The following is a 26,912-nucleotide window of genomic DNA, read 5'->3' as shown; positions in this document are numbered from 1 at the left end:
AGGTCATCCGGGTCGGAGAAAGATAAAAAAGCGAGCCAAGGATAGCAGAAACACCTGCTGGCAGCTAAGCGCTGTTACCTTGGCTCGTTGCTAGAGGTAACAGCTTCGGGAAGAGAGGTTACAGATAGGGCGGCGTGCAAGCACTGACAAGAATGCACTCCTCTTGGCTTTTATTGCGAAAGCGGTGCGGCAGGCGGCTATCAAAAAGATAGGCATCTCCCGCTTTAAGAACCCGTTTCTGCTCGCCAACTGTCAGTTCGATTTCTCCCTGGATGACCAGACCCGCTTCTTCCGCCTCATGCTGGAGCATACTGCTGCCGGTATCCGCTCCGGGCGCATAGTGCTCATGCAAAAGCTGCAGCTGGTGATGCTGCATGTTACCCACCTGACGAAAACTGATGGCCCCCCGCGTCAGCGGCAGGAGCTCTTCGGCACGAAAAAACACCTGATCCTCCTGCGGAGAAGGCAGAGCAAAGAAATCCGCCAGACTGATGGGAAGGCCATCCAGTACCTTTTTCAGGGAAGCCACCGAAGGGCTGGACTGGTTGGATTCAATCAGGGAGATGCTGGCGTGGGTGACACCGGCCCGTCGGGCCAGCTCTCTTTGTGACAGCCCTCTTTCCTGGCGCAGCCTTTTTAGCTGGTGTCCGAGATTCAGTGTGTTGGAGGAAACATCCCGATTCATGATGATAAATGCACTCTTTTGAAGCCTGGAGATTTTTTATGATTACTTGGGGTGCAGTAATGGGCAGATGGTTAATTAAATTAACGCTTGACAGGCCCTGGTAACCGCTTTTTTCCAAGTTGGCCTAATTTATGCTTATAAATAGATTAAATTACTGAGGCTTTTATCTGTTTTCTTAAGCAAGAAGTGGGCCTTGGTATTACGAGTGTCAAATATATTTAACGCATCCGGTGATTCTGATAGGGAGGACAAGCGATGCAGGCAGGTGCTGAAAAGACACCCTTGGTCAGATTTAGCGGTGTGCAAAAGACCTTTGATGGTGAAAGCCTGGTGGTCAAAGATCTTAACCTGAACATCGCTGAAGGTGAGTTTGTCACCCTGCTGGGGCCTTCCGGCTCAGGCAAGACGACCTGCCTGATGATGCTGGCCGGGTTCGAGACGCCCACAGCCGGGGATATCTATCTGGGCGAAGAAAGGCTGAACAGTCTGCCGCCGCATAAACGTAATCTGGGCATGGTGTTTCAGAATTACGCTCTCTTCCCGCACATGACCGTGGAAGACAATCTGCGCTTTCCACTCAATGCCCGCAAGGTTCCCAAACCTGAAGCCGATGCCCGGGTTAAGAAAATTCTTGAGACCATCCAACTGGGTGAATTTGCCAAACGCCGTCCCCAGCAACTTTCCGGTGGGCAGCAGCAGCGGGTAGCTCTGGCCCGGGCTCTGGTTTTTGAACCCCGCCTGGTGCTGATGGATGAGCCCCTGGGGGCGTTGGATAAGCAGCTGCGGGAACAGATGCAGTTGGAAATCAAGCATCTTCACGAGCAGCTGGGTTTGACCGTGGTTTTTGTGACCCACGATCAAAGCGAGGCCCTGACCATGTCGGATCGGGTGGCCGTCTTTAATGATGGTGTCATCCAACAGATCGATACCCCCCAGAACCTCTATGAACAACCTGCCAATGCCTTTGTAGCCCAGTTTATCGGTGAGAACAACACGCTGATCGGACGGCTTGCCTCCCTGGATGGCGACTTCTGCCGTGTCGAAGCCGAGGGAGGGTTGGTTACCGGTGCGCGTCTGGTCAATGTTCGTGAAAAAGGGGCCTTGACCAGCTTGTCCATCCGCCCGGAAAGGGTGCATTTGAATGCTGCTGCTGAACAGCTGGAAAACCGGGTGTCAGGCCGTATCGAAGAATTCATTTATCTGGGTGACCACCTGAGGGTGCGTTGCTCACTTCCGGGCAGTAATGAGTTTATTGCCCGGGTTCCGGTCACCGACTCGGCGGCTCACTTGCAGGTGGGTTCCTCGGTGCTGCTGGGCTGGCGCAGTGAGGATGTGCGAGCGCTGGACTGTCCGGCTAACGATTGATTTCCCGCTACACCCCCGTAAAACCAATGAGGTGGAAAATGCTGAAAACCAAGAAAACATCCCGTTTCAACCTGCCAGCCCTGGCTGCGGCAGGCACCCTGGCTTCTGGTCTGTTGCTGGCCAGCACAGCCCAGGCTTTTACCGTAATCTCCTTTGGTGGTGCTTCCGGCGAAGCCATGCAGAAGGCTTACTATGGTCCTTTCCAGGAGCAAACAGAAGCTGAGTTGATCCCGGGTGACTACAATGGTGCCCTGTCGCGCATCCGGGCCATGGTGGAAACCGGCAATGTCAGCTGGGATCTGGTCGAGGTGGAGTCGCCCGAGTTGGTCCGAGGCTGCTTTGAAGGCATGTTTGAAATAGTTGACTGGGAGCGTCTGGGGCTGGAAAACCAGCTGATCGATGCCGCCGTTGAAGAGTGTGGCGTGGGGACTTTTGTTTGGTCCACCGTAATGGCTTATGACGCTGATCGCCTGGATGAAGCTCCCCAGACCTGGGCTGATTTCTGGAATGTTGAAAAATTCCCCGGAACACGTGGCCTGCGTAAAGGTGCCAAATACACCCTGGAATTTGCCCTCATGGCTGATGGCGTGCCTGCCGATGAAGTCTATGATGTCCTGAGAACCTCTGCCGGGGTGGATCGTGCCTTTGCCAAGCTGGATGAGCTCAAGGATCACATCCAGTGGTGGGAAGCGGGTGCCCAGCCGCCTCAGTGGTTGGTTGCCGGCGACGTAGTCATGTCCTCGTCCTATAACGGTCGTATCGCTGCGGCTCAGGAAGAAGGCCAGAATCTGGCGATTGCCTGGCAGGGCAGTGTTTATGATCTGGATTACTGGGCCATTGTATCCGGCAGTGATCACGTGGATACCGCCTATGATTTCATCCGTTTTGCCAGCCAAGCCGAAAACCAGGCTGTTTATGCTTCGGAAATTCCCTATGGTCCGGTCAATCCTGATGCCATTGCCGAGCTGAGCAGCGAACAGGCTGCGCGTATGCCTACAGCGGATGCCAACCTGGAAGGTGCTCTGGCCATGGATACTGCCTTCTGGGTGGATTATGGCGAAGAACTGGAACAGCGCTTTAATGCCTGGGCATCCAAGCTCTAATTGCTGGTGTTCGTCTAGATAGGATTAAGGGAGGCCCTGATGCCCCGGGTAATGTCTGCAACCGCCACCGAGGAAGTGACCGGGCGCGCACTGAAAAAACAGTTGCGCCAGGCCGAGCGGCTCAAAAAGATCAAGGCGCTGGCCTTGGTTCTGCCCCTGGTTATCTTCCTGCTACTGGTGTTCGTACAACCCATCTCCACCATGCTGGCGCGCAGTGTGGATAACTCCGAATTAATGGAGGTCATGCCGCAAACAGCCGCCGCCATTAGTGATTGGACGGGAGAGGGGTTGCCATCGGAAGCCGTCATGGCCGCCTTTGCCGAGGAGTTGCAAACTTCCCGGCGCGGTGGTGGCCTGGGGCGGGTGGGCCGCCGCCTTAATTATGAAGATCCGGGTTTTCGTGGCCTGCTGATGCGCACGCTACGGCGCCTGCCGGATGAACCTGCTGCTGCCTGGCAGACGGTCCTGCCGGAATTGGATCCTGCCTGGGGGGAAACATCAACCTGGCAGGCCATCCAGCGGGCAGCCTCACCGACAACGGATCGTTACTGGCTAGCTGCCGTGGATAGGGAGCGCTCATCCAGTGGTGAAGTCCAGCCGGTGGCCGAGGAGCAGCAGGTTTATCTGAGTGTTTTTGAAAGAACCCTGGTGATAGCGGGCAGTGTGACCCTGCTCTGCCTGCTTTTGGGCTTTCCGCTGGCCTATCTGCTGGCTACCTTGCCAACGGGAACCAGCAACCTGCTGATGATTTTTGTCCTCCTGCCTTTCTGGACCTCGCTATTGGTCAGAACGGCCTCCTGGATTGTGCTTCTACAAACCGGTGGGGTGATCAATGGTGGTCTTATGGGGCTGGGTTTGATCGATGAGCCCCTGCAACTGGTGTTCAACCGCTTTGGTGTGCTGGTAGCGATGGTGCATATTCTCCTGCCCTTTATGATTCTGCCACTTTATAGCGTGATGAAGGGGATTTCTCCCAGTTATCAGCGTGCAGCCATCTCCCTGGGTTGCCACCCCTTTGCTGCCTTCTGGAAGGTCTATGTACCCCAGACGATTTCCGGCGTCGCTGCCGGAACCCTGCTGGTGTTTATCATGGCGCTGGGCTATTACATTACTCCGGCTCTGGTGGGCGGCGCTTCGGACCAGATGGTCAGCTATTACGTGGCCTACTACACCAATACCACCAATAACTGGGGTATGGCGGCGGCGTTGGGAAGCCTGCTGCTGGTTGTCACCCTGGTGCTTTATCTGGTCTATCACCGTCTGGTTAACCAGCAACAGCTGGCAAGGAGTTAACCCATGGCTTTGCAACCCTATGCGTCTCCGGTGGAAAAAGCCTGGTACTGGTTTTTGCGGATTTTTTGTGCGCTGGTGCTGCTGTTTCTGATGCTGCCGGTGCTGGTGATTATTCCTCTGTCCTTCAATGGCGGCAGCTTTTTGACCTATCCGCTGGATGGCTTTTCCCTGCGCTGGTACCAGGAGATTTTTGATCCCCAGGGGCCCTGGTTGGCGGCGCTTAAAAACAGCCTGATCGTGGCACCCTTTGCCACGCTGCTGTCGATGGTTCTGGGCACGCTGGCAGCTGTCGGTCTGAATCGCGCTGATTTTCCTGGCAAGGGCCTGATTCTCGCCCTGCTGATTTCTCCCATGGTGGTGCCTCTGGTGATTGTGGCCGTGGGGATGTACTTCTTTTTTGCCCAGGTGGGCCTGTTGAATTCCTATAGTGGCCTGATTCTGGCGCATACTGTCCTGGGGGTTCCTTTTGTGGTCATTACCGTTAATGCCACCCTCCAGGGCTTTGATTTTAACCAGATGCGCGCCGGTGCCAGCCTTGGTGCCGACCCCCTGACGGTATTTTTCAAGGTAGTCTTGCCGCAGATACTGCCGGGTGTGGCTTCGGGTGGCCTCTTTGCTTTTGCCACCTCTTTTGATGAGGTGGTCGTGGCCCTGTTTATTGCCAGCCCTGCAGAAAGAACCCTGCCCATCCAGATGTTCTCCGGCATTCGTGAAAACATCAGTCCGGCGATTGCTGCCATGGCCAGCATCATGATTGCCCTGGCGGTTCTTCTGCTTTTGGTGATGGAGATTCTGAGGCGACGCAGTGAGCGTCTCAAGGGAGAGGCTGCGGTTTCCTGATTTTTGCAGGTGGCAATCCGCCTGCTTTAGGTGCTACCTTCTTGGAACCCGGGTATTTTTCTCCCCGGGGCAGCTGCCCAAAAAGGACTAGCCGTATTTAACATCCAGACAGAGAGTGTCTGTTAATTGCCCGAGTGGAGTAGTGGAAATGAGCAAAACCAATGAAGCTTTGATTGAGCGTAAAAACCAGGCGGTCGCAGCGGGCGTGGGTCTGGTGCATCCTATTTTCCTGGATTCAGCTGAAAATTCTACCGTGACGGATGTCGAAGGGCGTGAATATATTGATTTTGCCGGGGGCATCGCAGTACTCAACACCGGCCACCTGCATCCCAAGGTCAAGGCAGCCGTTAGCGAGCAGCTGGATAAACTCTCCCACACCTGTTTTATGGTGATGGGTTATGAGCCCTATGTGGATGTCTGCGAAAAGGTCAATCAACTGGCCGTCGGTTCTACTCCCAAGAAAACAGCTCTGTTTACCTCGGGTGCTGAAGCCGTGGAAAATGCCGTCAAGGTGGCTCGTGCTCATACCGGTCGTACCGGTGTGATCGCCTTTGGCGCAGCCTATCATGGGCGTACCCTGGCCACTCTGGCTCTGAACGGTAAAGTGGCTCCCTACGCTTCAGGTATGGGTTTGATGCCGGGTGATGTTTTCCGCGCCCAGTATCCTTGTGAGCTTCACGGTATTTCCACCGAAGATGCTCTGGCCTCGGTGGAGCGGATTTTCAAGTTTGATGCCGAACCCCAGGATATTGCCGCTATTATTCTTGAACCTGTTCAGGGTGAAGGCGGTTTTTATGTGGCCCCCAAAGAATTCATGGCGGCACTTCGCGAGCTTTGCGACAAGCATGGCATTGTCCTGATTGCTGATGAAGTACAAACCGGTGCCGGTCGTACCGGAACCTTCTTTGCCATGGAGCAAATGGGCGTCGAGCCGGATATCAGTACCTTTGCCAAATCCATTGCCGGTGGCTTCCCTCTTTCCGGTATTGTGGGTAAAGCCGATATTATGGATTCCATTGCTCCCGGTGGCCTGGGTGGTACCTATGGTGGTAGCCCCATCGCTTGTGCTGCTGCCCTGGGCGTATTCCAGGCTTTTGAAGAAGAAAAGCTGCTGGAGCGCAGCAAGCAGGTGGGTGAAACCCTGACCCGCGAGCTTAAAGAGCTCGCCAAAGACTATTCCGGTATTGGTGATGTGCGCGGTCTGGGTGCCATGGTGGCCATGGAATTCTTTACCCCTGAAGGCAAACCCGATAGTGAAATGCCGGGCAAGATTCTGGCCAAGGCACGCGAAAAGGGTCTGATTCTGCTGTCTTGTGGTCTTTACGGCAACGTGGTCAGAATCCTGGTGCCTCTGACGGTACCTGATGAACAGCTTAACCAGGGCCTGAAAATCCTGCGTGAATGCATGGCTGAGCTGACCTGATCCGGGTCTTTGCAAAGTCGGGCCAGTATTCCGGCTGAATGGAAAATCCCCCGCTAGCCGGGGGATTTTTTTTTCTTTATCAAAGGTGGATTGGAAAGCTCTGGTCAGCGCAGCCTCACCAAGCCTGGTCGTTAATCAGAGGTTTTCTGGCCTTTACCTAATAATTCGCTGAGCACTGCTTGGGTATGTTCACCCAAGAGGGGAGGTGCTGTGGCTGCATTAAGGTTTTCGCCATCAAAACGAATGGGGTTGCCGATCAGGCTGACTTCGCCTGCCTGGGGGTGGGGGCGGGTGATGGCCATACCTCGGTGTTGCACCTGGGGATCAGCAAAAACCTCTTCCAGGTTATTGATCGGGCCTGAAGGAACACCCAACGGCTCCAAGGCATCCAGCCATTCCTGGGTTTTACGGCTTTTAAGCAAAGGAAGCAGCAGATCGATGAGTTCCTGTCGGTTGGCCACTCTGCTTCGGTTACTGCTAAAGCGGGGATCTTCGGCCAGCTCCGGACAGCCGGCTTCCTGACAGAAACGCTGGAACTGACCATCATTGCCCACAGCCAGAATCATGTGTCCGTCCTGGGTGGCAAAGGCCTGGTAGGGGACGATATTGGGGTGGGCATTGCCCAGACGCTGGGGGACCTGACCGGAAGTCAGGTAGTTGAGCCCCTGGTTGGCCAGAACACCCACCTGGACATCCAGCAGGGATAGATCGATATGAGTGCCTTCTCCCGTTTGCTGGCGCTGAAACAGGGCCGCGAGAATGGCATTGCTGGCATACATGCCGGTAAAGACATCAGCAAAGGCGACACCAATTTTAACGGGGCCACCGCCAGGCTGGTCATCGGGCAGGCCGGTCAGGCTCATGACGCCCCCCATGGCCTGGATCATGAAATCGTAACCGGCTCTTTGAGCGTAGGGGCCATCCTGGCCGAAACCGGTGATCGAACAATAAATCAGTTGCGGAAACTGCTGGCGTAGGCTGGCGGCATCCAGGCCGTATTTTTTGAGACCACCCACTTTGAAGTTTTCCACCAACACATCACAGTGCTCCAGCAGGGCGATCAGGGTTTCTTGTCCTTCCTGGCTGGCAATATCCAGGGTGACGGATTTCTTGCCCCGGTTGCAGGACAGGTAGTAGGCGGCCTCTTCACTGTTCTTCAGCCAGGGCGGCCCCCAGTGGCGGGTATCATCACCTTTTTCCGGGCGTTCAATCTTGATGACTTCGGCACCGAGATCGGCCAGCTGCTGGGTACACCAGGGGCCAGCAAGAATACGGGAAAGATCAAGAATACGAATACCTTCCAGCGGTTTGGCCGGCATTGCTGCTTCCTCCAGATTGCAGAAAAAAGCTGCCCTGTAAGGGCAGCTCAAGGGGGGTAGTGCTTAGAAGAAAGCCTGAAGGCCTGTTTGCGCCCGTCCCAGAATCAGGGCGTGAACATCGTGGGTGCCTTCATAGGTATTGACGGTTTCCAGGTTGACCATGTGACGGATGACGCCATATTCATCGGAAATACCATTGCCGCCGTGCATGTCCCTGGCCTGACGGGCTACATCCAGGGACTTGCCACAGTTATTGCGCTTGATCAGGGAAACCATTTCTGGTGACCAGTTACCACTATCCATCAGGCGTCCTACCTGAAGTGCAGCCTGAAGGCCCAGTGCGATTTCGGTTTGCATGTTGGCCAGCTTGAGTTGCACCAACTGAGTCTGGGCTAGAGGACGACCAAACTGTTTGCGATCCAGGGTGTACTGGCGGGCAGCATGCCAGCAGAATTCGGCAGCGCCCAGGGCTCCCCAGGCAATGCCGTAACGAGCCTTGTTCAGACAGCCAAAAGGTCCTTTGAGGCCGCTGACATTGGGTAGGAGGTTTTCTTCGGGAACAAACGCCTTGTCCATCACCAGCTCACCGGTGATGGAAGCGCGCAGAGACAGCTTGCCTTCGATTTTGGGAGCGCTAAAGCCGGGCGTGCCCTTTTCCACAATAAAGCCTTTGATCTTGCCATCATGGGCTTCGGATTTGGCCCAGACGATGGCCAGGTCAGCAATGGGGCTGTTGGTGATCCACATCTTCTGGCCGGTCAGCAGGTAGCCGCCTTCGGTTTTTTCCGCACGGGTGCCCATGCTGCCGGGATCGGAGCCGGCATTGGGTTCAGTCAGGCCGAAACAGCCGACCAGCTCGCCTGAGGCCAGCCCGGGCAGGTATTTCTGTTTTTGCTCTTCACTGCCGTAGGCTTCAATGGGATGCATGACCAGAGAGGATTGCACGCTCATGGCTGAGCGGTAGCCGGAATCCACGCGTTCCACTTCCCGGGCGATCAAACCATAGGCGACATGCCCCATGCCAGCACCACCGTATTCTTCAGCTACGGTACAACCCAGAAGCCCCATTTCACCCATTTCCGACAGGATGTCCCGGTCAAAACGTTCTTCCCTAAAGGCTGTCAGTACCCGCGGCTGCAGCTTGTCCTGGCAATAGGACGCGGCGGCATCCCTGACCTGGCGTTCGTCTTCGGTCAGTTGTTGCTCAAGCAAAAAAGGGTCTTGCCATTGGAAAGAAGTCATCGTTTGCATACCTCAGGTTCAGCGTGTGAATGTCAGTCTTACTATAGATTTATTATAATAAATAGGAAAAAGCAAGTCCTGAGCACAAAAAGCTCAGCTGCCTACAGGAATCTGTATGCAAAAAGGCTGGGTGGGGGAGAAAATGCCAGCGGAGTTCGGGCCTGCACTGGCAAAGGCAGGAGAAGCTATCAGGCTTGGGAAGTGGAAACAGCCTCACCCTGACGGGTCGTGTTGAGGTTATCTTCGCGCCGGACCAGCAGCATCTTGTTCACACCTTCTTCCATGGCCATTTCAATATCAAACAGCGGGAAGGCGGGTTTGAGTCCCAGCAGCAGCTCACTGACAGGTGTGCCCTCATCAAAAACACCGATGGGCAGTTTGACTTGGCGTTTGAGTTTGCCGCCTCGGGTGGCATCCAGTTTGTTGATGGTGGTCCAGGCGGTGGCAAAGCGTTTTTCATCTTCGCGCAGGGGAATTTCGATGGTGTGGAAGTGGCGCAAAGCCAGATCCAGTGTCTGGCCGCTGAGCAGATGGCCGGTGAAATGGAGAATTCCCTTGTCCCGAAGGTGTTCGGCCAAGCCTTCAAGGTCATTTTCATCTTGAAGCGCTTGTTCCTTGACCAGGGCACGAATCGTCTTGGTATCACCCCAGACATGCTGCTGATCGATGTCCATGACTTCCAGCTTGGCCTTAAAAAAGTCATCAAAGCCGGAATAATAGCCCAGGGTCATATACTGACGTTCCATGATCTTCTCCGTAAAAAGAATAAAAATTAATCGAAGTCTGCGGGGTAATCAAGACTTAACACTACAACTTAAGAGGGGGTAGGCTTTTAGCAAGCCTTTTAATTTATCGGTATAATTGTGATTTTAAGCTCTCGGTGAATTCATGAATACGCATTTTGAAGGTTTGAGTTCTCCCCGCAAGATGAAGCGTTCCGACCAGATCGTTGAGGCCGTCAAGCGCTGGGTGGTGGTGAAGGATATTCAGCCGGGTGATCGTTTGCCCAATGAAAAGGCTCTGATGGAACTCTTTGAATGTTCCAAGGGAACGGTCAGAGAGGCACTTAAAGCGCTGGAAGTACAGGGCCTTATTCGGCTGAAAACCGGCCCCAAGGGAGGCGCAACCCTGGCTCAGGTTCCCTACCCCCTGGCTTCCCAACTGCTACGTAATTATCTTCATTTTCAGCATCCGACCGGTCCGGATATTTATCGACTGCGTAAACTGGTGGAGCCGGAATTGGCTGCGTTGGTGGTGGGGAGGCTGACCCCGGAAGATTTGCAGCTGATGGAAGAGCTGACCGAGCGTTGTGCCCAGGCACCGGCGGATTTTGAGGAAAGGTTGGAGCAGAGAATCGCGGAACTGGATTTCCATAATCTTCTCGCCGAGCGTTGTCCGGACCCCTTGTTGGCCTTTATCGGGCGTTTTCTTAACGATTTGATCAAGGACCTGGTGATCTTCCAGAAGGTGCATCTACCTGAGCAGGTGGAATTTTCCCAGGAGAACCTGGATTACCATCGGCGGCTGCTCAAGGCCTACCGGGCCGAGGATGAGGCTGAAGTGCGTGACCTGATGTATCGGCATATGCTGTCTGCAGAGAAGTTCAACAAGGAGCTGCAAGGCCAGTTGACCGGCAGTCTTTTAAGCCAGGGTGAAAGTCAGTTGCCCGGATGATATATTAGATAATTCAAAACTAGACGGACTGGTAGGTTTGAGATAGACTAGCAAGTCTAAACTGCTGGTCGGGTTGATCGTGAATCCGAACCTGACCTTAACAAGTGCCGATGAAGGGTGGATTTCATGTACCGCAAACATTTGATGGTTGGTTTACTGACTTGGGCTTTGACTCCGGCTCTCCAGGCAGCGGATCTTCTGGAGGTCTACCAGGATGCTGTGCAGGAGGATGCCGAGCTGGCCATTGAAAAAGCCCGCCTGGAACAGGCCAAGGCACAGATCAGCCAGGCAACATCCTATCTTCTGCCCCAGGTAGAGGCTTCAGGTACCTTCTCTCAGACCGATATGGATGGCGCACCGGAAACCTCGGAAAACCTGAATGTTACCCTTTCTGCCAACCAGGCCCTTTTCAATGCTGAAGCCTGGTATGGCCGCCAGGCCGCCGACAGCAGTTTTGCTGCTGTGGAAGCTCAATACCGTGATGCTGAACAGGGTTTGTTGCTTAGAGTGGCTGAAGCCTATTTTGAAGCCCTGCGTGCTGAAGACAATCTGCGCAGCCTGCAAGCTGAAGAACGTGCCATTCAACGACAGCTGGAGCAGGTGCGCGAGCAGCATGAAGTGGGTCTGATCGCGATTACCGATGTATTGGAAGCCCAGGCTGCTTATGACTCGGTCAAGGCCGCCCGCCTGGGTGCTGAGGGTGCCCTGATGATCAGCTATGAAGGCCTGGAGCAGATTACCAACCAGCGTTATCCTCAGGTGGCTACCCTGAGCGAAGACATGCCCATCAGCAATCCGATCCCTAATGACCGTCAGGCCTGGGTGGATACGGCACTGGAATCCAGCCTGAATCTGGCCGCTGCCCGTGCGGGCCTGGAAGCAGCCAACAAGAATCTGAGCTCGCGGCGTTCACGCCACCTGCCAACTCTTTCTCTGTTTGGTACCTACTCCCAGGACAGTGATGTCCAAAACCGCTATGGCGGTGATAATCAGCTGACGCTGGGCATTCAGGGCAGCCTGGAAATCTACGGTGGTGGTCGTACCAGTGCGGAAATTCGTGAAGGTAGCTACAGCCTGGAAGAAGCCCGCTACAATGCCGAGCTGGCGCGCCGCCAGATTCTGCAGCAGACGCGCAGTCTCTTTACCCAGGTCAGCACCAATGTCTTGACCGTGCAGGCCCGTCAGCAGTCCATCCGCTCGGCTGAAAGCGCCCTGGAAGCGACTCGTTCCGGCTATGAAGTCGGTACTCGTAATATCGTTGATGTGCTCAATGCCGAAAGAGCGGTTTGGTCAGCGCAACGCGATTATGATGCAGCCCGCTATGACTATGTAGTAAATTACCTGCGTTTGCAGCGTGCTGCAGGTCAACTGGATGTTGCCGATCTGCAGGAGCTGAATAACTGGCTTTCACTCGCAGGTCGTTAATGGCAAAAAAGAAATATCCGAAGTCTCCTCTGCATCCCCGATTCTGGCCAACCTGGTTGGCAATCGGGGTTTTGCATGTCTGTGCCCGCCTTCCCTGGAAATTGAAAATCCTTTTGGGCAAGGGGCTGGGCTATCTGGCCCTGGCTGTAGCCCGGGAAAGACGTCACTTTACCGAAGTGAATATCCGTCTGGCCTTTCCGGAAAAATCTCCTGAAGAACAAAAGCAGCTGGTCAAGGAGACTTTCCTGGCCAATGGCATCGGGGTGATGGAAATTGCTACAGGTCTCACCCGGGATGTCAGCTCCATGGCATCACGAATCACCTTTAAAGGCCGCGAGCATCTGGATCAGGCCCTGGCGGAAGGCAAGGGCGCTGTAATTCTTGGGATCCACTTTTCCGTGATGGATTTGGGCGGTGCCCTGCATGGTCTTTTCTATCAGGTGGATGCCATCTACAAGCCGCACAAGAATCCGGTTTTTGATCGCTTTATCCTCAAGGGAAGACAAAAACATTTTGACCAGATGACACCGCATCGCGATTTGAAAGGCCTGGTCCGCAGAATCAAGCAGGGGCATGCTGCCTGGTATTCTCCTGATCAGGATTTCGGGCGCAAGGTCAGTGTTTTCGCACCCTTTTTCGGGGTCAATGCCGCTAGCATTACTATGACAGCACGCATCGCCAAGATGACGGGAGCTCCGGTTCTTCCCCTGCGCATTCATCGTAACCCGGATAATTACACCTATATCCTGGAATATCTGCCTCCCCTGGAGAATTTTCCCAGTGGGGATGATGTCGCTGATGCCACCCAGGTGAATCAGGTGATCGAAACATTGATTCGTATCCATCCAGAGCAGTATCTATGGATGCATCGGCGCTTCAAGACGCGTCCCGATCCTCAGGACCCCAGCTTTTATTAGCCCTGTTTCAGCCCTTCGATTGATTGAGGGTGAGCAGTTGGGGTTCTGGCTTTTCCTCGTTAGAGCAGATCCACCCGCCGACAGGCCTTCTGCAAGCAGCCGTATTTTCCCTAGCAAGAGCCCGAACCTGCGTTCGGGCTTTTTTGTAGCCTGCCCCTAACTGGCTTCAGGTTCACTGGAAGAGCGGCGGTCGGGAAAAGCAGCCAAGGCTGGCGAGTCAGTCAGGTCTTTCAAAACCTGCCTGGTTTGTTTTTCTTGCTGCACCGAGATCGGCCCCTTTGCAGGCATAAAAAACCTGCCGCAAGGCGGCAGGTTTTAGAGGTTGGATGTTACTCAGAGGTTTTAGCTCTGGCTGGCCTCTTTCTTTCTCCAGCTGGCCAGATCATCCAGCAGCTTGTAGATCAGGGGAACAAAGACCAGGGCCAGGGTACTGGCAAAGATCATCCCGCCGACCACGACTGTACCGATTTCCTGACGACTGGCTGCACCGGCACCGGTGGCAAAAACCAGGGGCAGCGTACCGATGATAAAGGTCAGGGCCGTCATGATAATGGCACGGAAGCGTTGACGTGCTGCGGTGATGGCGGCTTCGGTGGAGGACATGCCGGTTTTACGGTTCTGGGCAGCAAATTCCACGATCAGGATCGCGTTCTTCGCCGCCAGACCGATCAGTACCAGCAGACCGACCTGGAAGTAGATATCGTTGGGGAAACCCTTGATCCAGGCAAAGAGTGCACCGCCAAGCACCCCGAAGGGGACGGCCGAGGCCACCGCCAGAGGCAGGGTCCAGCGTTCATACTGGGCTGCCAGGATCAGGAAGACCGCGAGCAGACCCATGGCAAAAGCGGCGGTGCCGGCATTGCCCGCTGCATCCAACTGGAAGGCTTCACCGATCCAGCCCAAGAGGCTGTTGCCGTCCTGGTTCAATTCCGCTGCTACTTCTTCCAGTGCTTGCTTGGCCTGGGCCGAGGTGTAGCCGGGTGCCGGGTCCGCCATGAGTTTGGCCGCCGGGTAGATATTGAAGCGGTTGATGATATCGGCACCACTGCTTCTTTCCAGGGTGATCAGGGAGCTGAGCGGAATCAGCTCACCGGTTTGCGAACGTACAAAGACCTTGCGCAGATCGTCCGGATGACTGCGGAAGTCCCCTTCCGACTGCAGGCTGACCTGCCAGAGGCGGCCAAGATAGGAGAAGTCATTGACGTACATGGAGCCAAAGGTGCTCTGCATGGCGGCAAAGATTTGATCCAGGGATACATTCAGTGCCTTGGCCTTTTCCCGATCCAACTGAGCTTCATAGCGCGGAATATTGGTATTCAGCGTGGTGCGGGCATTAGTCAGCTCGGGGCGGGCATTAGCTGCCTGGGCAATACGACTGGCCTGAGCCTGAATTTCTTCTGTCGTGGCTTCACCGCGAATCTGCAGATAGCCTTCCACACCACCGGTCAGGGAAAGCCCCTGGATGGGCGGCGGGGTGAAGGCAAAAATATTGGCATTTTGAATACCAAAGCCCATGCCCATGATCTTGCGGGCCACGGCAGCTGCCTGCTGATCTTCGCGTGGACGCTCGCTCCAGTCGGTCAGGTTGGCAAAGCCGAGCAGGGCATTGGTGCGCAGGGAGCCAGCGATGATGTCAAAGCCGGCAATGGAGGTGAATTCCTGCACTTCCGGAAGCTGAGTCAGTTGATTGGCCAGCTGATCACGTACGGCTTCTGTACGCGGCAAGGCTGATACCGGAGGCAGTTGGCCGATGACCAGAGCAACCCCCTGGTCTTCCGGTGGTACCAGACCATTAGGCAGGCGCTGCATCAACCAGCCGGTGGCCAGAATGAAACCGATAAACAGGGCAACCCCCAGGGTTTTCTGGCGCAGCAGAAGGCTGACCAGGTAGACAAAGCCACGGGTTAACCAGTCAAAGAAGCGGTTAAAGACCCTGAAGGGGGCTGCAGCTTCCTTGGGCTCCTTGTCCAGCAGCAGCGCACACATGGCCGGGGTTAGCGTCAGGGCTACTATGCCCGAGACCACTACGGAGACGGCAATGGTTACGGCAAACTGACGGTAAAGCTCGCCGGTCAGACCTTCCAGGAAGGCTACCGGAGCAAAAACCGCGACCAGTACCAGGGTCGAGGAAACCACGGCCCCGGCGACCTGCTTCATGGTTTCAATCGAGGCTTCACGGGCCTTCATGCTTTCTTCATGGATCAGGCGCTCGACGTTTTCCATGACGATAATGGCGTTATCCACCACGATACCGATGGCCAGTACCAGACCAAAGAGGGTTAGCAGGTTGATGGAGAAGCCCATCACCTGCATCCCCGCGAAGGTACCGATCAGGGACACCGGAATGGCTGCAACTGGAATCAGGGTCGCTCGGAAATGCTGAAGGAAAAGGAAGGTCACCGCCACCACCAGCGCAACGGCAATCAGCAGAGTGGTAATTACCTCCTGGATGGAGATTTCCACAAATTCGGTGGTGTCGTAAGGAATGGTGTAGCTGATCCCCTGAGGGAAGCGCTCGGAAATATTGACCAGGGTTTCCCTGACTCTTTCTGCAGTATCCAGGGCGTTGGCACCGGGTTGCAGGTAGACCGCCAGAGGAACTGCGGGGCTGCCGTTATAGGTAGCCGAGAGGTCGTAGCGTTGCGAACCCAGTTCTACCCGGGCCACATCACCCAGGCGCAGGGTGCCGCCATCCAGGTCGGAGCGCAAAATGACTTCTTCAAATTCGGCCGGGCTATCCAGAAGGCCGGGTGCTGCCACGGTAAAGGTAAATGCCTGGTCTTCCGGAGCCGGTTCAGCACCCAGTTGGCCGGCTGCGAACTGGGCATTCTGTTCGCGCAGGGCGGCAGCGACATCAGCAGGCGTCAGATCAAACTGGGCCAGCTTGTCGGGGCGCAGCCAGATACGCATGGCATAGTCCTGGGCACCGAAGAGGCTGGCTTCACCGACACCAGGCAGGCGAACCAGCTCGTCGATCACGTTAAGCAGGGCATAGTTACTGATAAACAGGGGGTCGCGTGAACTGTCCGGGGATTGCAGGACAGCTACCAGGAGTATATCGGTGGAGCGGGCCTGAACCCTTACCCCCAGGCTGCGCACCCTTTGCGGCAACTTGGGCAAGGCACTTTGCACCCGGTTGTTGACGTTGATGGCGGCCTGATCCGGATCAGTGCCCATGGCAAAAGTCAGGGTGATAGACAGGCTGCCCGCATCAGTGCTGGTGGATTCCATGTAGAGCATGTCATCGACACCATTGATTTCCTGCTCCAGCGGAGCAGCCACAGCTTCAGCAAGGACTTCGGCACTGGCTCCCGGGTAGTTGGCGGTTACCTGGATTTGCGGTGGTGCCACCTTGGGGTATTGTTCGACGGGCAGGGCGCGCATGGCTGCGGCACCGGCCAGAAGAATGATGATGGAAATGACCGAGGCAAAAATGGGCCGGTCGATAAAAAAGCGGAACATAGTTTATTCCTCTCCTTCAGGTGCATTGGTCACCTGAACGGCTGCGCCGGGATAGAGGGCCACCTGGCCATTGACCACCAGTTGCTGGCCTGCTTCCAGACCCGAAAGTATGACCTGGCGAGTCTCGACTACAGGCCCCAGTTCAACCGGTGCAGGCTGGGCCTTGTTGTCGTCAGAGACCAGATAAACCTGGGGACCTTCACGACCATCGGTAATGGCGGTTTGCGGAATGACCACTACATCTTCCAGTTTTTGTAGCACCAGAGAGAGGCGTACAAACTGGCCGGGTATGAGGGTGCCTTCCGGGTTGGGGAAGATGGCACGGGCGGAAACGCTGCCGGTGCGGGGGTCGATACTGCTATCGGTGAAATCCACCTGACCGGGATGCTCGTAGCTGGAGCCATCCGGCAATAGCAGGCTGGCCTGGAAACTCTGGCTTTCACCGGCATTGGCGCGTGCCTTGCGGGCCAGTCGTTGCACCGCAGCATCACTTTCAGGCAGGGCAAAGCGGACATGCACCGGGTGATTCTGGGTGATGCTGGTCAGTAGAGTGCCGGCATCCACCAGGCTGCCTTCTGACAGGGTTTCCAGACCGGTGATGCCGGAGATGGGTGCGGTCACTTGGGTATAGCGTAGATTGCGCTGGGCATCGGCAACAGCGGCTTCAGCCTGGGTCAGGCTGGCTTCGGCCAGTTCCAGGTTGGTGACTGCCTGATCTTTTTCTCGCTGACTGATGGAATTGCGAGCGTAGAGATCGGTGATACGGTTGAGTTCCCGCTGGGCCTGATCCAGGTTGGCGCGCGCTGTACGCCGGTTGGCTTCAGCAATCTGCAGGGCGATGGCGTAGGGTTCGGTATCCAGTTTGAACAGAGGGTCGCCTTCCTCGACACGCTGCCCTTCGACATAGAGGCGTTCTTCAAGAATACCGCCGACGCGGGCACGAACCTCAACCTGGCGAGAACCCTTGACCCGGCCAGCATAATCCACGCTGACCTCAACATCATCGGTACTGACAGGTGCCAGGGTGACGGGGGCGGGCGGCCTTCCCTGTTGTTGGCTGGCCTGGCCTGCCTCTTCGGAACTACAGCCTGCCAGGTAGATCAGTGGAATCAATAAAAAAGACAGCTTGATGCTGTTACGTTGTAGGGCAGCAATTGACATGCAGGTTTCTCCAGAGAAATGGGTTGCTGGCAGAAATGAACAAAAGTGTACTGACTAGTCCAGCAAGTTTAGACTTGTCGGTCTAAGCGGTCAAGAGGCCTCAGGGTTACAATGCTGAAAAAAACAAAGAACTTTCACTGGCAAGAGGCAGGCTGATGTCTTTATCCGCACCAACTTCATCAAGGCTTATCGAGGCCCTGGATGCCCTGGAGGAATGGCTGGTTATTGTTGATAGCCAGGCATGTATCCAGTTTATCAACCGGGGCTACGCCCTTTTTCTGGGGGTGGATCGGGAAGAGGTTTATGGCAAACCCATTGTCGAGGTGATTGAAAATACCCAGATGCACCGGGTTGTGGAGACCGGGCAGCCGGAGGTGTCCTGCCTGCAGGAGATCAAGGGGCGACACATGATTGCCAATCGCTATCCGATTTTTCGCCGGGGCAAGGTGGTCGGTGCGGTCGGCAGTGTGCTTTTTCATGACACCCATGAATGGCGGCAGGTGAATACCCAGATTAAATCCCTGGTTTCCGAGCTGGACTTTTACCGCAAGGCCCTGGATCAGGAGCAAACGGGAGCCCGCTACCAGCTGGCGGATCTGGTTGGGCGTAGTCCCCTGATTCAACAGTTGAACGAGAAGGTGAAAAAGGTTGCGGCCGGGGATGCTTCTGTTCTGATTCGGGGCGAGTCGGGAACGGGTAAAGAACTCTATGCCCATGCCCTGCATCTGCTTTCCGAGCGTTCGCGGGCTCCCTTCGTCAAGATCAATTGTGCTGCTATCCCCGAAAACCTGCTGGAAGCCGAACTCTTCGGTTATGAAGAGGGGGCTTTTACCGGGGCCCGTAAGGGTGGTAAGCAGGGCAAGTTCCAACTGGCTGCCGGGGGGACGCTGTTTCTGGATGAAATCGGTGATATGCCCTTGTCGATGCAGGTCAAACTCTTGCGGGTGCTCCAGGATCGGGAAGTCGAAGCTGTGGGCTCCAACCGCCTGGTCAAGGTGGATGTGCGCTTGATCTCCGCCACCCACCAGCCTCTGGAAAAACTGGTGGAAGCCGGTGAGTTCCGCGAAGATCTCTACTATCGCATCAACGTGGTTTCTCTGGAGTTGCCGCCTTTGCGAGATCGCCGTGAGGATCTGCCAGCTCTGGCAGAGCACTTCCTGCAGCGCCTGGCGCGGCGCACCGGACGCAGAGTGCCCAAGCTGACAGCCCAGGCCTTGACCCGCATGCTGGAATACTCCTGGCCGGGGAATGTCAGGGAGATGGAAAATGCGCTGGAAAGTGCTTTTTATCTATCACAGGGGCATAAGATCTCCCTGCATGCACTACCGGCCACCCTGACGCAGGGCGAGGGCGATCAGGTCTATCTGCCTTCGGGCAGTCTCAAGGAGCGCTTGGCTCTGGTGGAGAAGGAAATCCTGGAGGAAACCCTGAGAGCCTGTAATGGCAATCGCTTGCAGGCTGCCAGACACCTGGGAATCGGCAAAACCACCCTCTATGACAAGCTGGCCCGTTATCGAATTCCAGTCGATGAAGGCTAGGGATTCCGGGTTTCCGGAACCTTTCCGAAAATCCGGAAAGGTTTTTGTGCCCTGGCAGCTGTTTTTAAGTCTTTTTTTCCGGAAATTCGGAAAAATCACACCGGTTGTCGAGCATTATGCTTGACGTTTACGTCAACATTATTTCTAAGTTGTTGATTGTAAAAGGTTGCTCTGTTTTGGGCAGGCTTTTTGATTGTTAGTCGGCAGCCGTTGATAAAAGCGGTCACAGGCTTCATGACAACAAGCATAAAAAAACGGAGTAGCTCCATGATCAAGAAACCCCTAGCAGCGGCCGTCGCTGCCAGTTGCCTCGCTGTTTCTGCCGCCACCCTGGCTGAAGGCCCTCGTCAGATTGATGTTGCCAGTGTTTTCGATACCGGAAACTTCCTCGGTGCGGGTGCCAAGTACCTGGGTGACGAGGTAGAAGTCGCTTCCGGTGGTGATATCAAATTCCGGGTCTATGAGCCGGGTGATCTGGTACCGGCTTTTGAGGTTTTCAATGCCGTCTCCAGCGGTGCTGTTGATGCCGGTTGGGACTGGATGGGCTATTGGGCCGGGACCATCCCTCTCCTGAATCTCTACGGTGCCCTGCCTTTCGGCCCGACGCCCGAAGCCTTTGCCTCCTGGATGTGGTCCGGTGGCGGTGTGGATTATATTCAAGCGGAATACGATGACTACAACATCAAGGTTCTGCCCTGCTTTGTTTCGCCCCAGGAGACCGGTGGTTTCTATAACCAGGAAATCAATTCGGTCGAAGATTTTGATGGTCTGCGTTTTCGTATCTCCGGTCTGGGCGCGCGCGTCTTGAATAAATTCGGTGCGTCCACCCAGCTGATTCCCGGTGGCGAAATCTATCTGGCGCTGGAGCGCGGTCGTATTGATGCGGCAGAGTTCTCTGTGCCCCAGGTGGATGAAGTCATGGGCTTTGAGGACATTGCTAGCTACTACTACTTCCCCGGTTGGCATCAGTCGGCCAGCTGGTTCTCGCTGATCATGAACAAGAATGTCTGGAACCAGTACTCCGAAGAGCAGCAGGCGCAAATGGAAACTGCCTGTCGTTCCACCCTGGCCTGGTCGATGACTTCTGCCCCTCACCGTCAGGTGCAGGCGCTGAACGAGATGCAGGAGCGTAGTGATATCGAGGTGCGTCGCTTCAATGATGCCACCCTGAACGAGCTGAAAGCGGCCTGGGAAGAAGTGGTGGCTGCGGAAATGGAAGATAATCCCGAGTTCCGCGAAGCCTATGAGTCGCTGATGGCCCATGCCCAGCTGATTGAAGAGTGGTACGACCTGCAGGAGCTGCCCTAATGGAAAACGCCGTTCACCTGCGTGTGGCGGCGGCCCTGGAACTGGCATCCCGACCCCTTATCCGGGTCGGGATCCGGGTTGGGCAGGTGACCAGCTGGCTCGTTCTGGCGGTCATCGTTGCTGTCATGCTGACCGTCATCATGAATGCCCTGGGCATGAATGAACTCCTGCGTTGGGAGACGGATGTCTTCCTGTTTCGCGATGCTTTTACCATTAACTCGGCAACTGAGCTGCAATGGTACCTCTACGGCATTTTTGTGCTCTTTGCGTCCACCTATGCCCTGCACACCAATAATCATGTGCGCGTGGATCTCTTCTATCAGCGCTTTCCCAAGCGCATCCAGCATCTGGTGGATCTGGTCGGGCATCTGGTCTTTCTGATTCCCTTCTGCCTGCTGGTGGCCTATCTCTATTGGCCGCAGGTAGAAATGAGCTATGTCTCCGGCGAGCAATCCAATTTCGGTGGCCTGGGCGAGCGTTATCTGATCAAGGGTGCCCTGCCGCTGGCGCTGGTTTTTCTGGCCGTCAATGCACTGGGTCGTATCTTCCTGGGGCTGGCCCTGATACTTGATCCCCGACTTGAATCCAAGGAGTCCGAGCATGCTGGCTGAATACCTGCTACCACTTTTGATGGTGGCCTGCCTGTTTGGCGGGATCTTTACCGGCTACCCCGTGGCTTTTGTTTTGGGCGGGTTGGCGATAATTTTTGCCCTGGTGGGTGAGGTGCCTCTGCCATTCCTCGGCATGATGGGTTCACGCATCTACGGCGGTGTTCTGGAAAACTGGCTGTATATTGCCATCCCCCTGTTTGTGTTTATGGGCTTGATGCTGGAAAAATCCGGGGTGGCCGGGCGTTTGCTGCTCACCCTGCAGCGTCTGTTTGGCCGGGTTCGGGGTGGTCTGGCTATTTCCGTGGCTATTCTCGGTGTGGTCATGGCTGCCAGTACCGGGATTGTGGGGGCCTCGGTGGTGATGCTGGGGCTGCTGGCTCTGCCGGTGATGCTCAAACAGGGTTACCGGCAGGAGATGGCCTGTGGCGTCATCGCTGCATCCGGCACCCTGGGTATTCTGATTCCCCCTTCGATCATGTTGGTGCTGATGGGTTCGATCATGCAGCTATCGGTCGGGGATCTTTTCAAGGCTGCCCTCTTTCCCGGGTTGCTGCTGGGTGCCCTCTATGTGGTTTATCTGCTGGTAATGGGGCGCTTGAAGCCCGAGTGGATGCCCCTGGCTGACCCGGATGCCGAAGAAACTGATACCACGCCCCTGGCTTTTGCCCTTCTGCGTGATCTGGTGGGACCGGTCTTCCTGATGGTGACGGTGCTGGGGTCGATCATGGCAGGGATTGCCACGCCAACTGAAGCGGCGGCTATCGGGGCAGTGGGTGCGCTGCTGCTGGCCGTGATTGCCCGCAAGCTAAAATACGCCACCTTAAGGGATGTCTGTTACGACACCGCCAAGACCACGGCCATGATCATTTTTATCGTGGTGACTGCCACGGCTTTCAGCTTGATCTTCAAGCGCTTGGGTGGTGACTACATGATCATGGATCTGGTGGATTCCACCGGTCTGGGCCCCTACGGGTTGCTGCTGATGATCATGCTGCTGATTTTTGTGCTGGGTTTCTTCCTGGAATGGATCGAAATCAGCTATGTGATCCTGCCCATCTTGCTGCCGGTGATCGAGTTGATGGACTTTGGCATGTCGACTCAGGCGACCCTGGTGTGGTTTGCCGTGCTCATGGCGATCAATCTGCAAACCAGTTTTCTGACGCCACCCTTCGGTTATGCCCTTTTTTATCTCAAGGGGATCACCAAGGGCCAGGTGGAAATTACCACCATCTACAAGTCGATTCTTCCCTATGTGCTGCTGCAGCTGCTCGGGCTGGCGCTGTGCATTCTCTTCCCTGCCCTGGTGCTCTGGTTACCGGGCCTTGTGTAAATCTGCTGAGTTGACGGGAGTTGAAAATGTCAGGTAAACGCGTATTGATCACTGGAGCAGCCAAGGGCATAGGTTTTGAAGTGGCCAGAGCTTTCCTGGAAGAAGGGGCCAGGGTGGCCATTCTCGACAGGGATCAGGCTGCCCTGGACAAGGCTCTGGATCAGCTGGGCGGCCAGGGTGATGACCGCCTGGGGCTGGTCTGCGATGTAACGGATGAAGAGCAACTGCGTACTTCGGTCAGGCAACTGGTGGATGAGTTTGGTGGCCTGGATGTGTTGATCAACAATGCCGGGCTTCAGCATGTGGCTCCGCTGGAGGACTTTCCTTCCGAACGCTTCCGAACTCTGCTGGATATCATGCTGGTCGCGCCGTTTTTGACTTTGCAGGAAGTTTTCCCGGTGATGAAAAAGCAAAAAGGCGGGCGGATCATTAACCTTGCCTCCATCAACGGTTTAGTGGGTTTTGCCGGTAAAGCCGGTTATAACTCTGCCAAACACGGGGTGATCGGCTTGACTCGGGTCGCTGCACTGGAGGGGGCTGAGCATGGTATTACCGTTAACGCCCTCTGTCCGGGTTATGTAGATACCGAAATGGTACGCGGGCAATTGAATGATCTGGCCAGGGATCGCGGTGTTCCCCTGGAAAAGGTACTGGAAGAAGTGATCTATCCGCTGGTGCCGCAAAAACGCCTGCTCGATCCCCGAGAGATTGCTGACTACTGCCTGTTTCTGGCCAGTGGTCGCGGACGGGGTATTACCGGGCAGGCAGTCGTTATTGATGGGGGCTATACCTGTCAGTAGCCTTTCTAAAAAAAGCTGCATGCACGTCCAGGCGTGATGCAGCTAATGATTGAAAGCTGATGATGGCTTGCCTGGACAGGTAACTGCCCAGGCGTTTGCGGCTGTTATTTGAGCGGTTCTTTCAGGGGTTCCAGGGGCGTGGTATCCCGGCTGGCCAGGAAGGAGGGCCGGGGTTTCTGACCACTGAAAGGAGCCTTGCAGGCGTTTTTCACGCTGTTGTAAACAAAAAACAGATTGGTTCTGGGGTAGCTGGCCAGGTTGTCGGGCGAGCCATGCATGATATTGCTTTCATGGAAAACGATGGTGCCGGGCTTACCAAAGGCACCGGCCAGTCCGCCCCCTTCCTTGATCAACCAGTCCAGGCTTTCCACATTGGGTGTGCCTGCTTCCTGTTTACGCAGGGACATCTTGTAGTTGTCCTCGGGCGTGGTGCCTGCACAGGAGAGATAGTGTTTGTGCGAACCGGGGATGAGGAAAAGCGGGCCATTAAAGGGGTCGTTTTCCGTGAGCATGATCCAGCCGGTTACAGCGCGCATCTGGGGCATGCCATCTTCGACGTGCCAAGTTTCAAAATCGGAATGCCAGGGAAAGGAGCGCCCCTTCATGCCGGGTTTGACGTTAACCCGTGACTGATGCATGTAGACATCATCATTCAGTAGTTGGCGGGCGATATTGATCATTCTGGGGTCGCGCGCCACCTTGTGGATAAAATCACTGAAAAAGTGAGGCTGGAAAAGGGAGCGTAGTTCTTCGCTATCCGGCTCGATGACCATTTCTTCACGGCCTTTCAGGCGCTCTTTCATGGCCGTGAGTTCTTCCTGAATCGGGGCAACCAGGTCTTCTGCAGCACCCTCCAGAATAATAAAACCGTTTTCATCAAAGCTGTCGAGTTGTTGCTGATTCAGGGTGTAGTCATCTTTGTTCTGGTCGGCAGAACCCCAGACAACCGGGTCTACACGAGGAAGCCAGCGAGCTTCACCACCAGTGCGCGAAGGATAGAGATCTTTTACTTGCATATCCATGTTGAGTACCTCCTGAAAGTTTTCTTGTGTCTTTATTTCTCCAAAAAATGTTAGGGGCTGAAGCGCGATTTTCAGGCAGGCGGTATCGACCTGGCTGGAAGAGGCGTTCAGAATTTGATTGAGTGTGTCAAAATGTTTGGCCTGAGAAGGCCAAGAATAAATGGCAGACGAGAATAGCTGCCGGGATTGTTACTGCACTAGTTAATCTGAGGATAAGTACGATCAATTTCAAGACCCTGAACGTCAAAAAATACTTGGATTCGCTCCGGGCCAAGCGGCATCGCCAACTCCTCTGGCTGCAAGGTAGTCACGACTGGTGTCGAGTGCAAGCTCTGAACCTGATCAAGGAAGCCGGTTGGCAGCAGGGTTGGTGGGTCACTGCAGACCAGCAGCCGGTAGAAGGCCTGCCAAAGGGTATTCATCACCTCTCGGCCGCAGCTAGTCGCAAGGAATTGGGCAGTGAGCAGGCCTGCCTGGTATTCGATGCCTTCACGGGGCTGAGTCCGGATTCATTGGGTGCTCTGGCGGGTACGTTGAAGGCGGGGGGCTTACTGCTTTTGCTAACACCGGAAAACTGGTCGCAATTCCCTGATCCTGATTACCGGCGTTTGACTCCCTGGCCCTGGCAGCCAGAGCACTTGTCCCGGCGTTTTTTGCAGCGTTGCCAAGGGCTGCTTGCTGATTTGCCCGGCGGCTATTGGCGTGAAGGCGAAGCTGCGCCTGCTTGGGCCGACCCGGATGCCTGGTCTCTGGCAGCGGACGTTGCTGATGAGGCCGAAGCCATCACTCTGGATTGGGGAGCTAAAACCTCGGATCAGGAGGCTTTGATAACCAAGCTGTTGGCTGCCTGGTCCCTGCCTTCTCCACCTGCTCAGGTCATTACTGCCAATCGGGGGCGAGGCAAGAGTTCAGCCTTGGGCCTGGCAGCAGCGGCCTGGTTAGAACAGCACCCGGATCAGACTCTGGTCGTGACCGCACCCACGGCACTGGCCAGCCAAACGCTTTTCTCCCAGTTTAATGCCCGGCTTGAAGGCCGGGGTGTGAAGGGGTCACGGTCGGGGCAGCTTCGCTTTATGGCTCCAGATGCTCTCTTGCAGGAAAAGCCTCAGGCAAATCTGGTATTGGTCGATGAAGCGGCCGCCTTGCCGGTCCCTGTATTGAAACAAATCCTGGATTTGTGGCCCGCCAGTGTTTTTGCGACTACCCAGGCTGGCTATGAAGGTAATGGACGAGGGTTTGCACTGCGTTTTACCCGCTACCTGCAAGACCAGGCTCCCGGTTGGCAAGAGCACAGCCTCAACCAGCCCATTCGTTGGGCCGCTGATGACCCCCTGGAATTTACTGTTAACCGCCTGTTAATGCTGGATACCCGCTTGCCTGATCCTCCAGAAGGCGAACACCCGGCAAGTATTGCCTGGCTGGATCGCGATGAGTTGGCGACCGACGAAAAGCTATTGAGGGAGGTGTTTGGTCTACTGGTTCTGGCCCATTACCGAACCACACCGGATGATCTTCGCCAACTGCTGGATACACCCGGTGTGCGCCTGGCCATTATGCGCCAGGAGGAGCTACCTCTGGCTCTGGTCTGGATTCAGGAAGAAGGCGGGATGGATGCAGAGCTGGCGCAAGAAATCTATCTGGGTCGCCGACGTCCTCAGGGACATCTGTTGGCTCAATCCCTGGCATTTCATGCTGGTCAGCCCCAAGCGGCAGAAGTCTCCTGGTGGCGTATCCAGCGCATCCTCGTACATCCGCGACTACAAAGGCAAGGGCGAGGTCAACAGTTGCTGCAATGGGTGCTGGAACAGGCAGTATCCAGTGGGGAGCAGCAGCCGGATTTGCTCGGCAGCAGTTTTGGGGCAACTCCGGAATTACTGCCCTTCTGGCAGAGTGCGGGTTTCCAGGCTGCTCGTTTGGGAATAACCCGAGATCAGGCCAGCGGTGAGCATACCCTGCAGGTTGTTCGCGGTTTGACGTCTCGGGGCAAATCGCTGGAAGCAGATTTGAGCCAGCGCTTTGCTCAGACCCTGCCCGACCAGTTGCAGCAGCCACTAAAAAACTTGCCCGCTGATCTGGCCGCCGAGCTGTTAAGGCAGCCGGGTTATGATGCTGGCGTACTGCTGGCGGCGGATCGGCGCGAACTCAAGGCATTTAGTGAAGGGCATCGCCCCTGGGCTGTCACTCTCACTGCTTTGAAAAAATGGTTTCTGGCTGTTGTTAGTGATCCCGCCCGGGAGATCCCTTTAGCTGATCGACGAGCCTGGACGGGCCTGCTGTTTTTGGAGTGGTCACGCCCCCAACTGGTGAAGGCTTTGCGTTTGTCCGGTAAAAAACAGCTGGATGCCTGGTTGCGAGCCAGTTATCAACGCCTGGACTCGAGCCAAGAGTAGGCAG

At 55.5% G+C, this 26,912-nt stretch carries 21 protein-coding genes; 14 read left to right on the top strand and 7 right to left on the bottom strand.

The window, feature by feature from the left end; translation table 11 throughout:
- Positions 1-118: 118 nt before the first annotated feature.
- On the bottom strand, positions 119-685 hold the full coding sequence (locus DFK18_RS09270) for a cupin domain-containing protein (RefSeq protein ID WP_114417983.1): 567 nt from the start codon (positions 683-685) through the stop codon (positions 119-121).
- Between the two features lie 255 nt (positions 686-940).
- Here DFK18_RS09270 and DFK18_RS09265 point away from each other — a divergent pair, with 255 nt between their 5' ends.
- The 5 genes from DFK18_RS09265 (at position 941) to gabT (ending at position 6,709) form a co-directional block, all read left to right on the top strand.
- Positions 941-2,050 carry an ABC transporter ATP-binding protein gene (locus tag DFK18_RS09265; protein WP_114417982.1) on the top strand — a complete coding sequence of 370 codons (1,110 nt, stop codon included), beginning with the start codon at positions 941-943 and terminating at the stop codon, positions 2,048-2,050.
- Between the two features lie 38 nt (positions 2,051-2,088).
- Positions 2,089-3,153 (top strand): ABC transporter substrate-binding protein, encoded by a 1,065-nt coding sequence (locus DFK18_RS09260; RefSeq protein ID WP_114417981.1) that lies wholly within the window; start codon positions 2,089-2,091, stop codon positions 3,151-3,153.
- Positions 3,154-3,192: 39 nt separating this feature from the next.
- Positions 3,193-4,446 (top strand): ABC transporter permease, encoded by a 1,254-nt coding sequence (locus DFK18_RS09255; RefSeq protein ID WP_114417980.1) that lies wholly within the window; start codon positions 3,193-3,195, stop codon positions 4,444-4,446.
- A 3-nt stretch (positions 4,447-4,449) separates the two neighbouring features.
- Positions 4,450-5,286 carry an ABC transporter permease gene (locus DFK18_RS09250; protein ID WP_114417979.1) on the top strand — a complete coding sequence of 279 codons (837 nt, stop codon included), beginning with the start codon at positions 4,450-4,452 and terminating at the stop codon, positions 5,284-5,286.
- A 148-nt stretch (positions 5,287-5,434) separates the two neighbouring features.
- The gene (gabT, locus tag DFK18_RS09245; protein WP_114417978.1) at positions 5,435-6,709 is read left to right on the top strand and encodes a 4-aminobutyrate--2-oxoglutarate transaminase; all 1,275 of its coding nucleotides are present in this window, start codon (positions 5,435-5,437) and stop codon (positions 6,707-6,709) included.
- Positions 6,710-6,840: 131 nt separating this feature from the next.
- On the opposite strand, the gene DFK18_RS09240 is transcribed toward gabT, so the two are convergent.
- The 3 genes from DFK18_RS09240 to DFK18_RS09230 form a co-directional block, all read right to left on the bottom strand.
- Positions 6,841-8,028, bottom strand: a complete 1,188-nt coding sequence (locus DFK18_RS09240; RefSeq protein ID WP_114417977.1) for a CaiB/BaiF CoA transferase family protein — start codon at positions 8,026-8,028, stop codon at positions 6,841-6,843.
- A gap of 63 nt (positions 8,029-8,091) precedes the next feature.
- Complete coding sequence (locus tag DFK18_RS09235; protein ID WP_114417976.1) at positions 8,092-9,270, bottom strand: acyl-CoA dehydrogenase; 1,179 nt, start codon at positions 9,268-9,270, stop codon at positions 8,092-8,094.
- Positions 9,271-9,458: 188 nt separating this feature from the next.
- Positions 9,459-10,016 (bottom strand): hypothetical protein, encoded by a 558-nt coding sequence (locus DFK18_RS09230; protein ID WP_114417975.1) that lies wholly within the window; start codon positions 10,014-10,016, stop codon positions 9,459-9,461.
- A 142-nt stretch (positions 10,017-10,158) separates the two neighbouring features.
- Between DFK18_RS09230 and DFK18_RS09225 the strand changes: the two genes are divergently transcribed.
- From DFK18_RS09225 to lpxL, 3 genes are all read left to right on the top strand, one after another.
- Positions 10,159-10,944, top strand: coding sequence for a FadR/GntR family transcriptional regulator (locus tag DFK18_RS09225; RefSeq protein WP_114417974.1), 786 nt, complete (start codon positions 10,159-10,161; stop codon positions 10,942-10,944).
- Positions 10,945-11,070: 126 nt separating this feature from the next.
- Positions 11,071-12,369, top strand: coding sequence for a TolC family outer membrane protein (locus tag DFK18_RS09220; protein ID WP_114417973.1), 1,299 nt, complete (start codon positions 11,071-11,073; stop codon positions 12,367-12,369).
- Positions 12,369-13,286 (top strand): LpxL/LpxP family Kdo(2)-lipid IV(A) lauroyl/palmitoleoyl acyltransferase, encoded by a 918-nt coding sequence (gene lpxL / locus DFK18_RS09215; RefSeq protein ID WP_114417972.1) that lies wholly within the window; start codon positions 12,369-12,371, stop codon positions 13,284-13,286. The genes DFK18_RS09220 and lpxL overlap by 1 nt, the downstream gene beginning before the upstream one ends.
- A 342-nt stretch (positions 13,287-13,628) precedes the next feature.
- Here lpxL and DFK18_RS09210 read toward each other — a convergent pair whose 3' ends face one another.
- Together DFK18_RS09210 and DFK18_RS09205 are read right to left on the bottom strand one after the other, a co-directional pair.
- Positions 13,629-16,748, bottom strand: a complete 3,120-nt coding sequence (locus DFK18_RS09210) for an efflux RND transporter permease subunit (protein WP_114417971.1) — start codon at positions 16,746-16,748, stop codon at positions 13,629-13,631.
- A gap of 3 nt (positions 16,749-16,751) precedes the next feature.
- Positions 16,752-17,909 carry an efflux RND transporter periplasmic adaptor subunit gene (locus tag DFK18_RS09205; RefSeq protein ID WP_114417970.1) on the bottom strand — a complete coding sequence of 386 codons (1,158 nt, stop codon included), beginning with the start codon at positions 17,907-17,909 and terminating at the stop codon, positions 16,752-16,754.
- A 155-nt stretch (positions 17,910-18,064) separates the two neighbouring features.
- Here DFK18_RS09205 and DFK18_RS09200 point away from each other — a divergent pair, with 155 nt between their 5' ends.
- The 5 genes from DFK18_RS09200 (at position 18,065) to DFK18_RS09180 (ending at position 23,496) form a co-directional block, all read left to right on the top strand.
- Positions 18,065-19,447 (top strand): sigma-54 interaction domain-containing protein, encoded by a 1,383-nt coding sequence (locus DFK18_RS09200; RefSeq protein WP_114417969.1) that lies wholly within the window; start codon positions 18,065-18,067, stop codon positions 19,445-19,447.
- Positions 19,448-19,714: 267 nt separating this feature from the next.
- Positions 19,715-20,755: a TRAP transporter substrate-binding protein gene (locus DFK18_RS09195; protein WP_114417968.1), complete on the top strand. Its 1,041-nt coding sequence runs from the start codon at positions 19,715-19,717 to the stop codon at positions 20,753-20,755.
- Positions 20,755-21,366: a TRAP transporter small permease subunit gene (locus tag DFK18_RS09190; protein ID WP_114417967.1), complete on the top strand. Its 612-nt coding sequence runs from the start codon at positions 20,755-20,757 to the stop codon at positions 21,364-21,366. Before DFK18_RS09195 ends, DFK18_RS09190 begins: the two co-directional genes overlap by 1 nt.
- Positions 21,356-22,696, top strand: a complete 1,341-nt coding sequence (locus tag DFK18_RS09185) for a TRAP transporter large permease (RefSeq protein WP_114417966.1) — start codon at positions 21,356-21,358, stop codon at positions 22,694-22,696. Before DFK18_RS09190 ends, DFK18_RS09185 begins: the two co-directional genes overlap by 11 nt.
- Before the next feature lie 26 nt (positions 22,697-22,722).
- Positions 22,723-23,496: a 3-hydroxybutyrate dehydrogenase gene (locus tag DFK18_RS09180; protein ID WP_114417965.1), complete on the top strand. Its 774-nt coding sequence runs from the start codon at positions 22,723-22,725 to the stop codon at positions 23,494-23,496.
- Between the two features lie 104 nt (positions 23,497-23,600).
- Here the strand turns inward: DFK18_RS09180 and DFK18_RS09175 are convergent, their stop codons facing one another.
- Entirely contained in the window at positions 23,601-24,518 is a 918-nt protein-coding gene (locus tag DFK18_RS09175; protein WP_245944359.1) for a phytanoyl-CoA dioxygenase family protein, read from the bottom strand.
- 122 nt (positions 24,519-24,640) lie between these two features.
- Here DFK18_RS09175 and DFK18_RS09170 point away from each other — a divergent pair, with 122 nt between their 5' ends.
- Positions 24,641-26,908: a tRNA(Met) cytidine acetyltransferase TmcA domain-containing protein gene (locus tag DFK18_RS09170; RefSeq protein ID WP_114417964.1), complete on the top strand. Its 2,268-nt coding sequence runs from the start codon at positions 24,641-24,643 to the stop codon at positions 26,906-26,908.
- Positions 26,909-26,912 lie beyond the last annotated feature (4 nt).

The organism is Marinospirillum perlucidum (assembly GCF_003336805.1).
Taxonomy (GTDB): Bacteria; Pseudomonadota; Gammaproteobacteria; order Pseudomonadales; family Halomonadaceae; genus Marinospirillum; species Marinospirillum perlucidum.
This window is presented reverse-complemented; position numbering and strand designations above follow the sequence as displayed.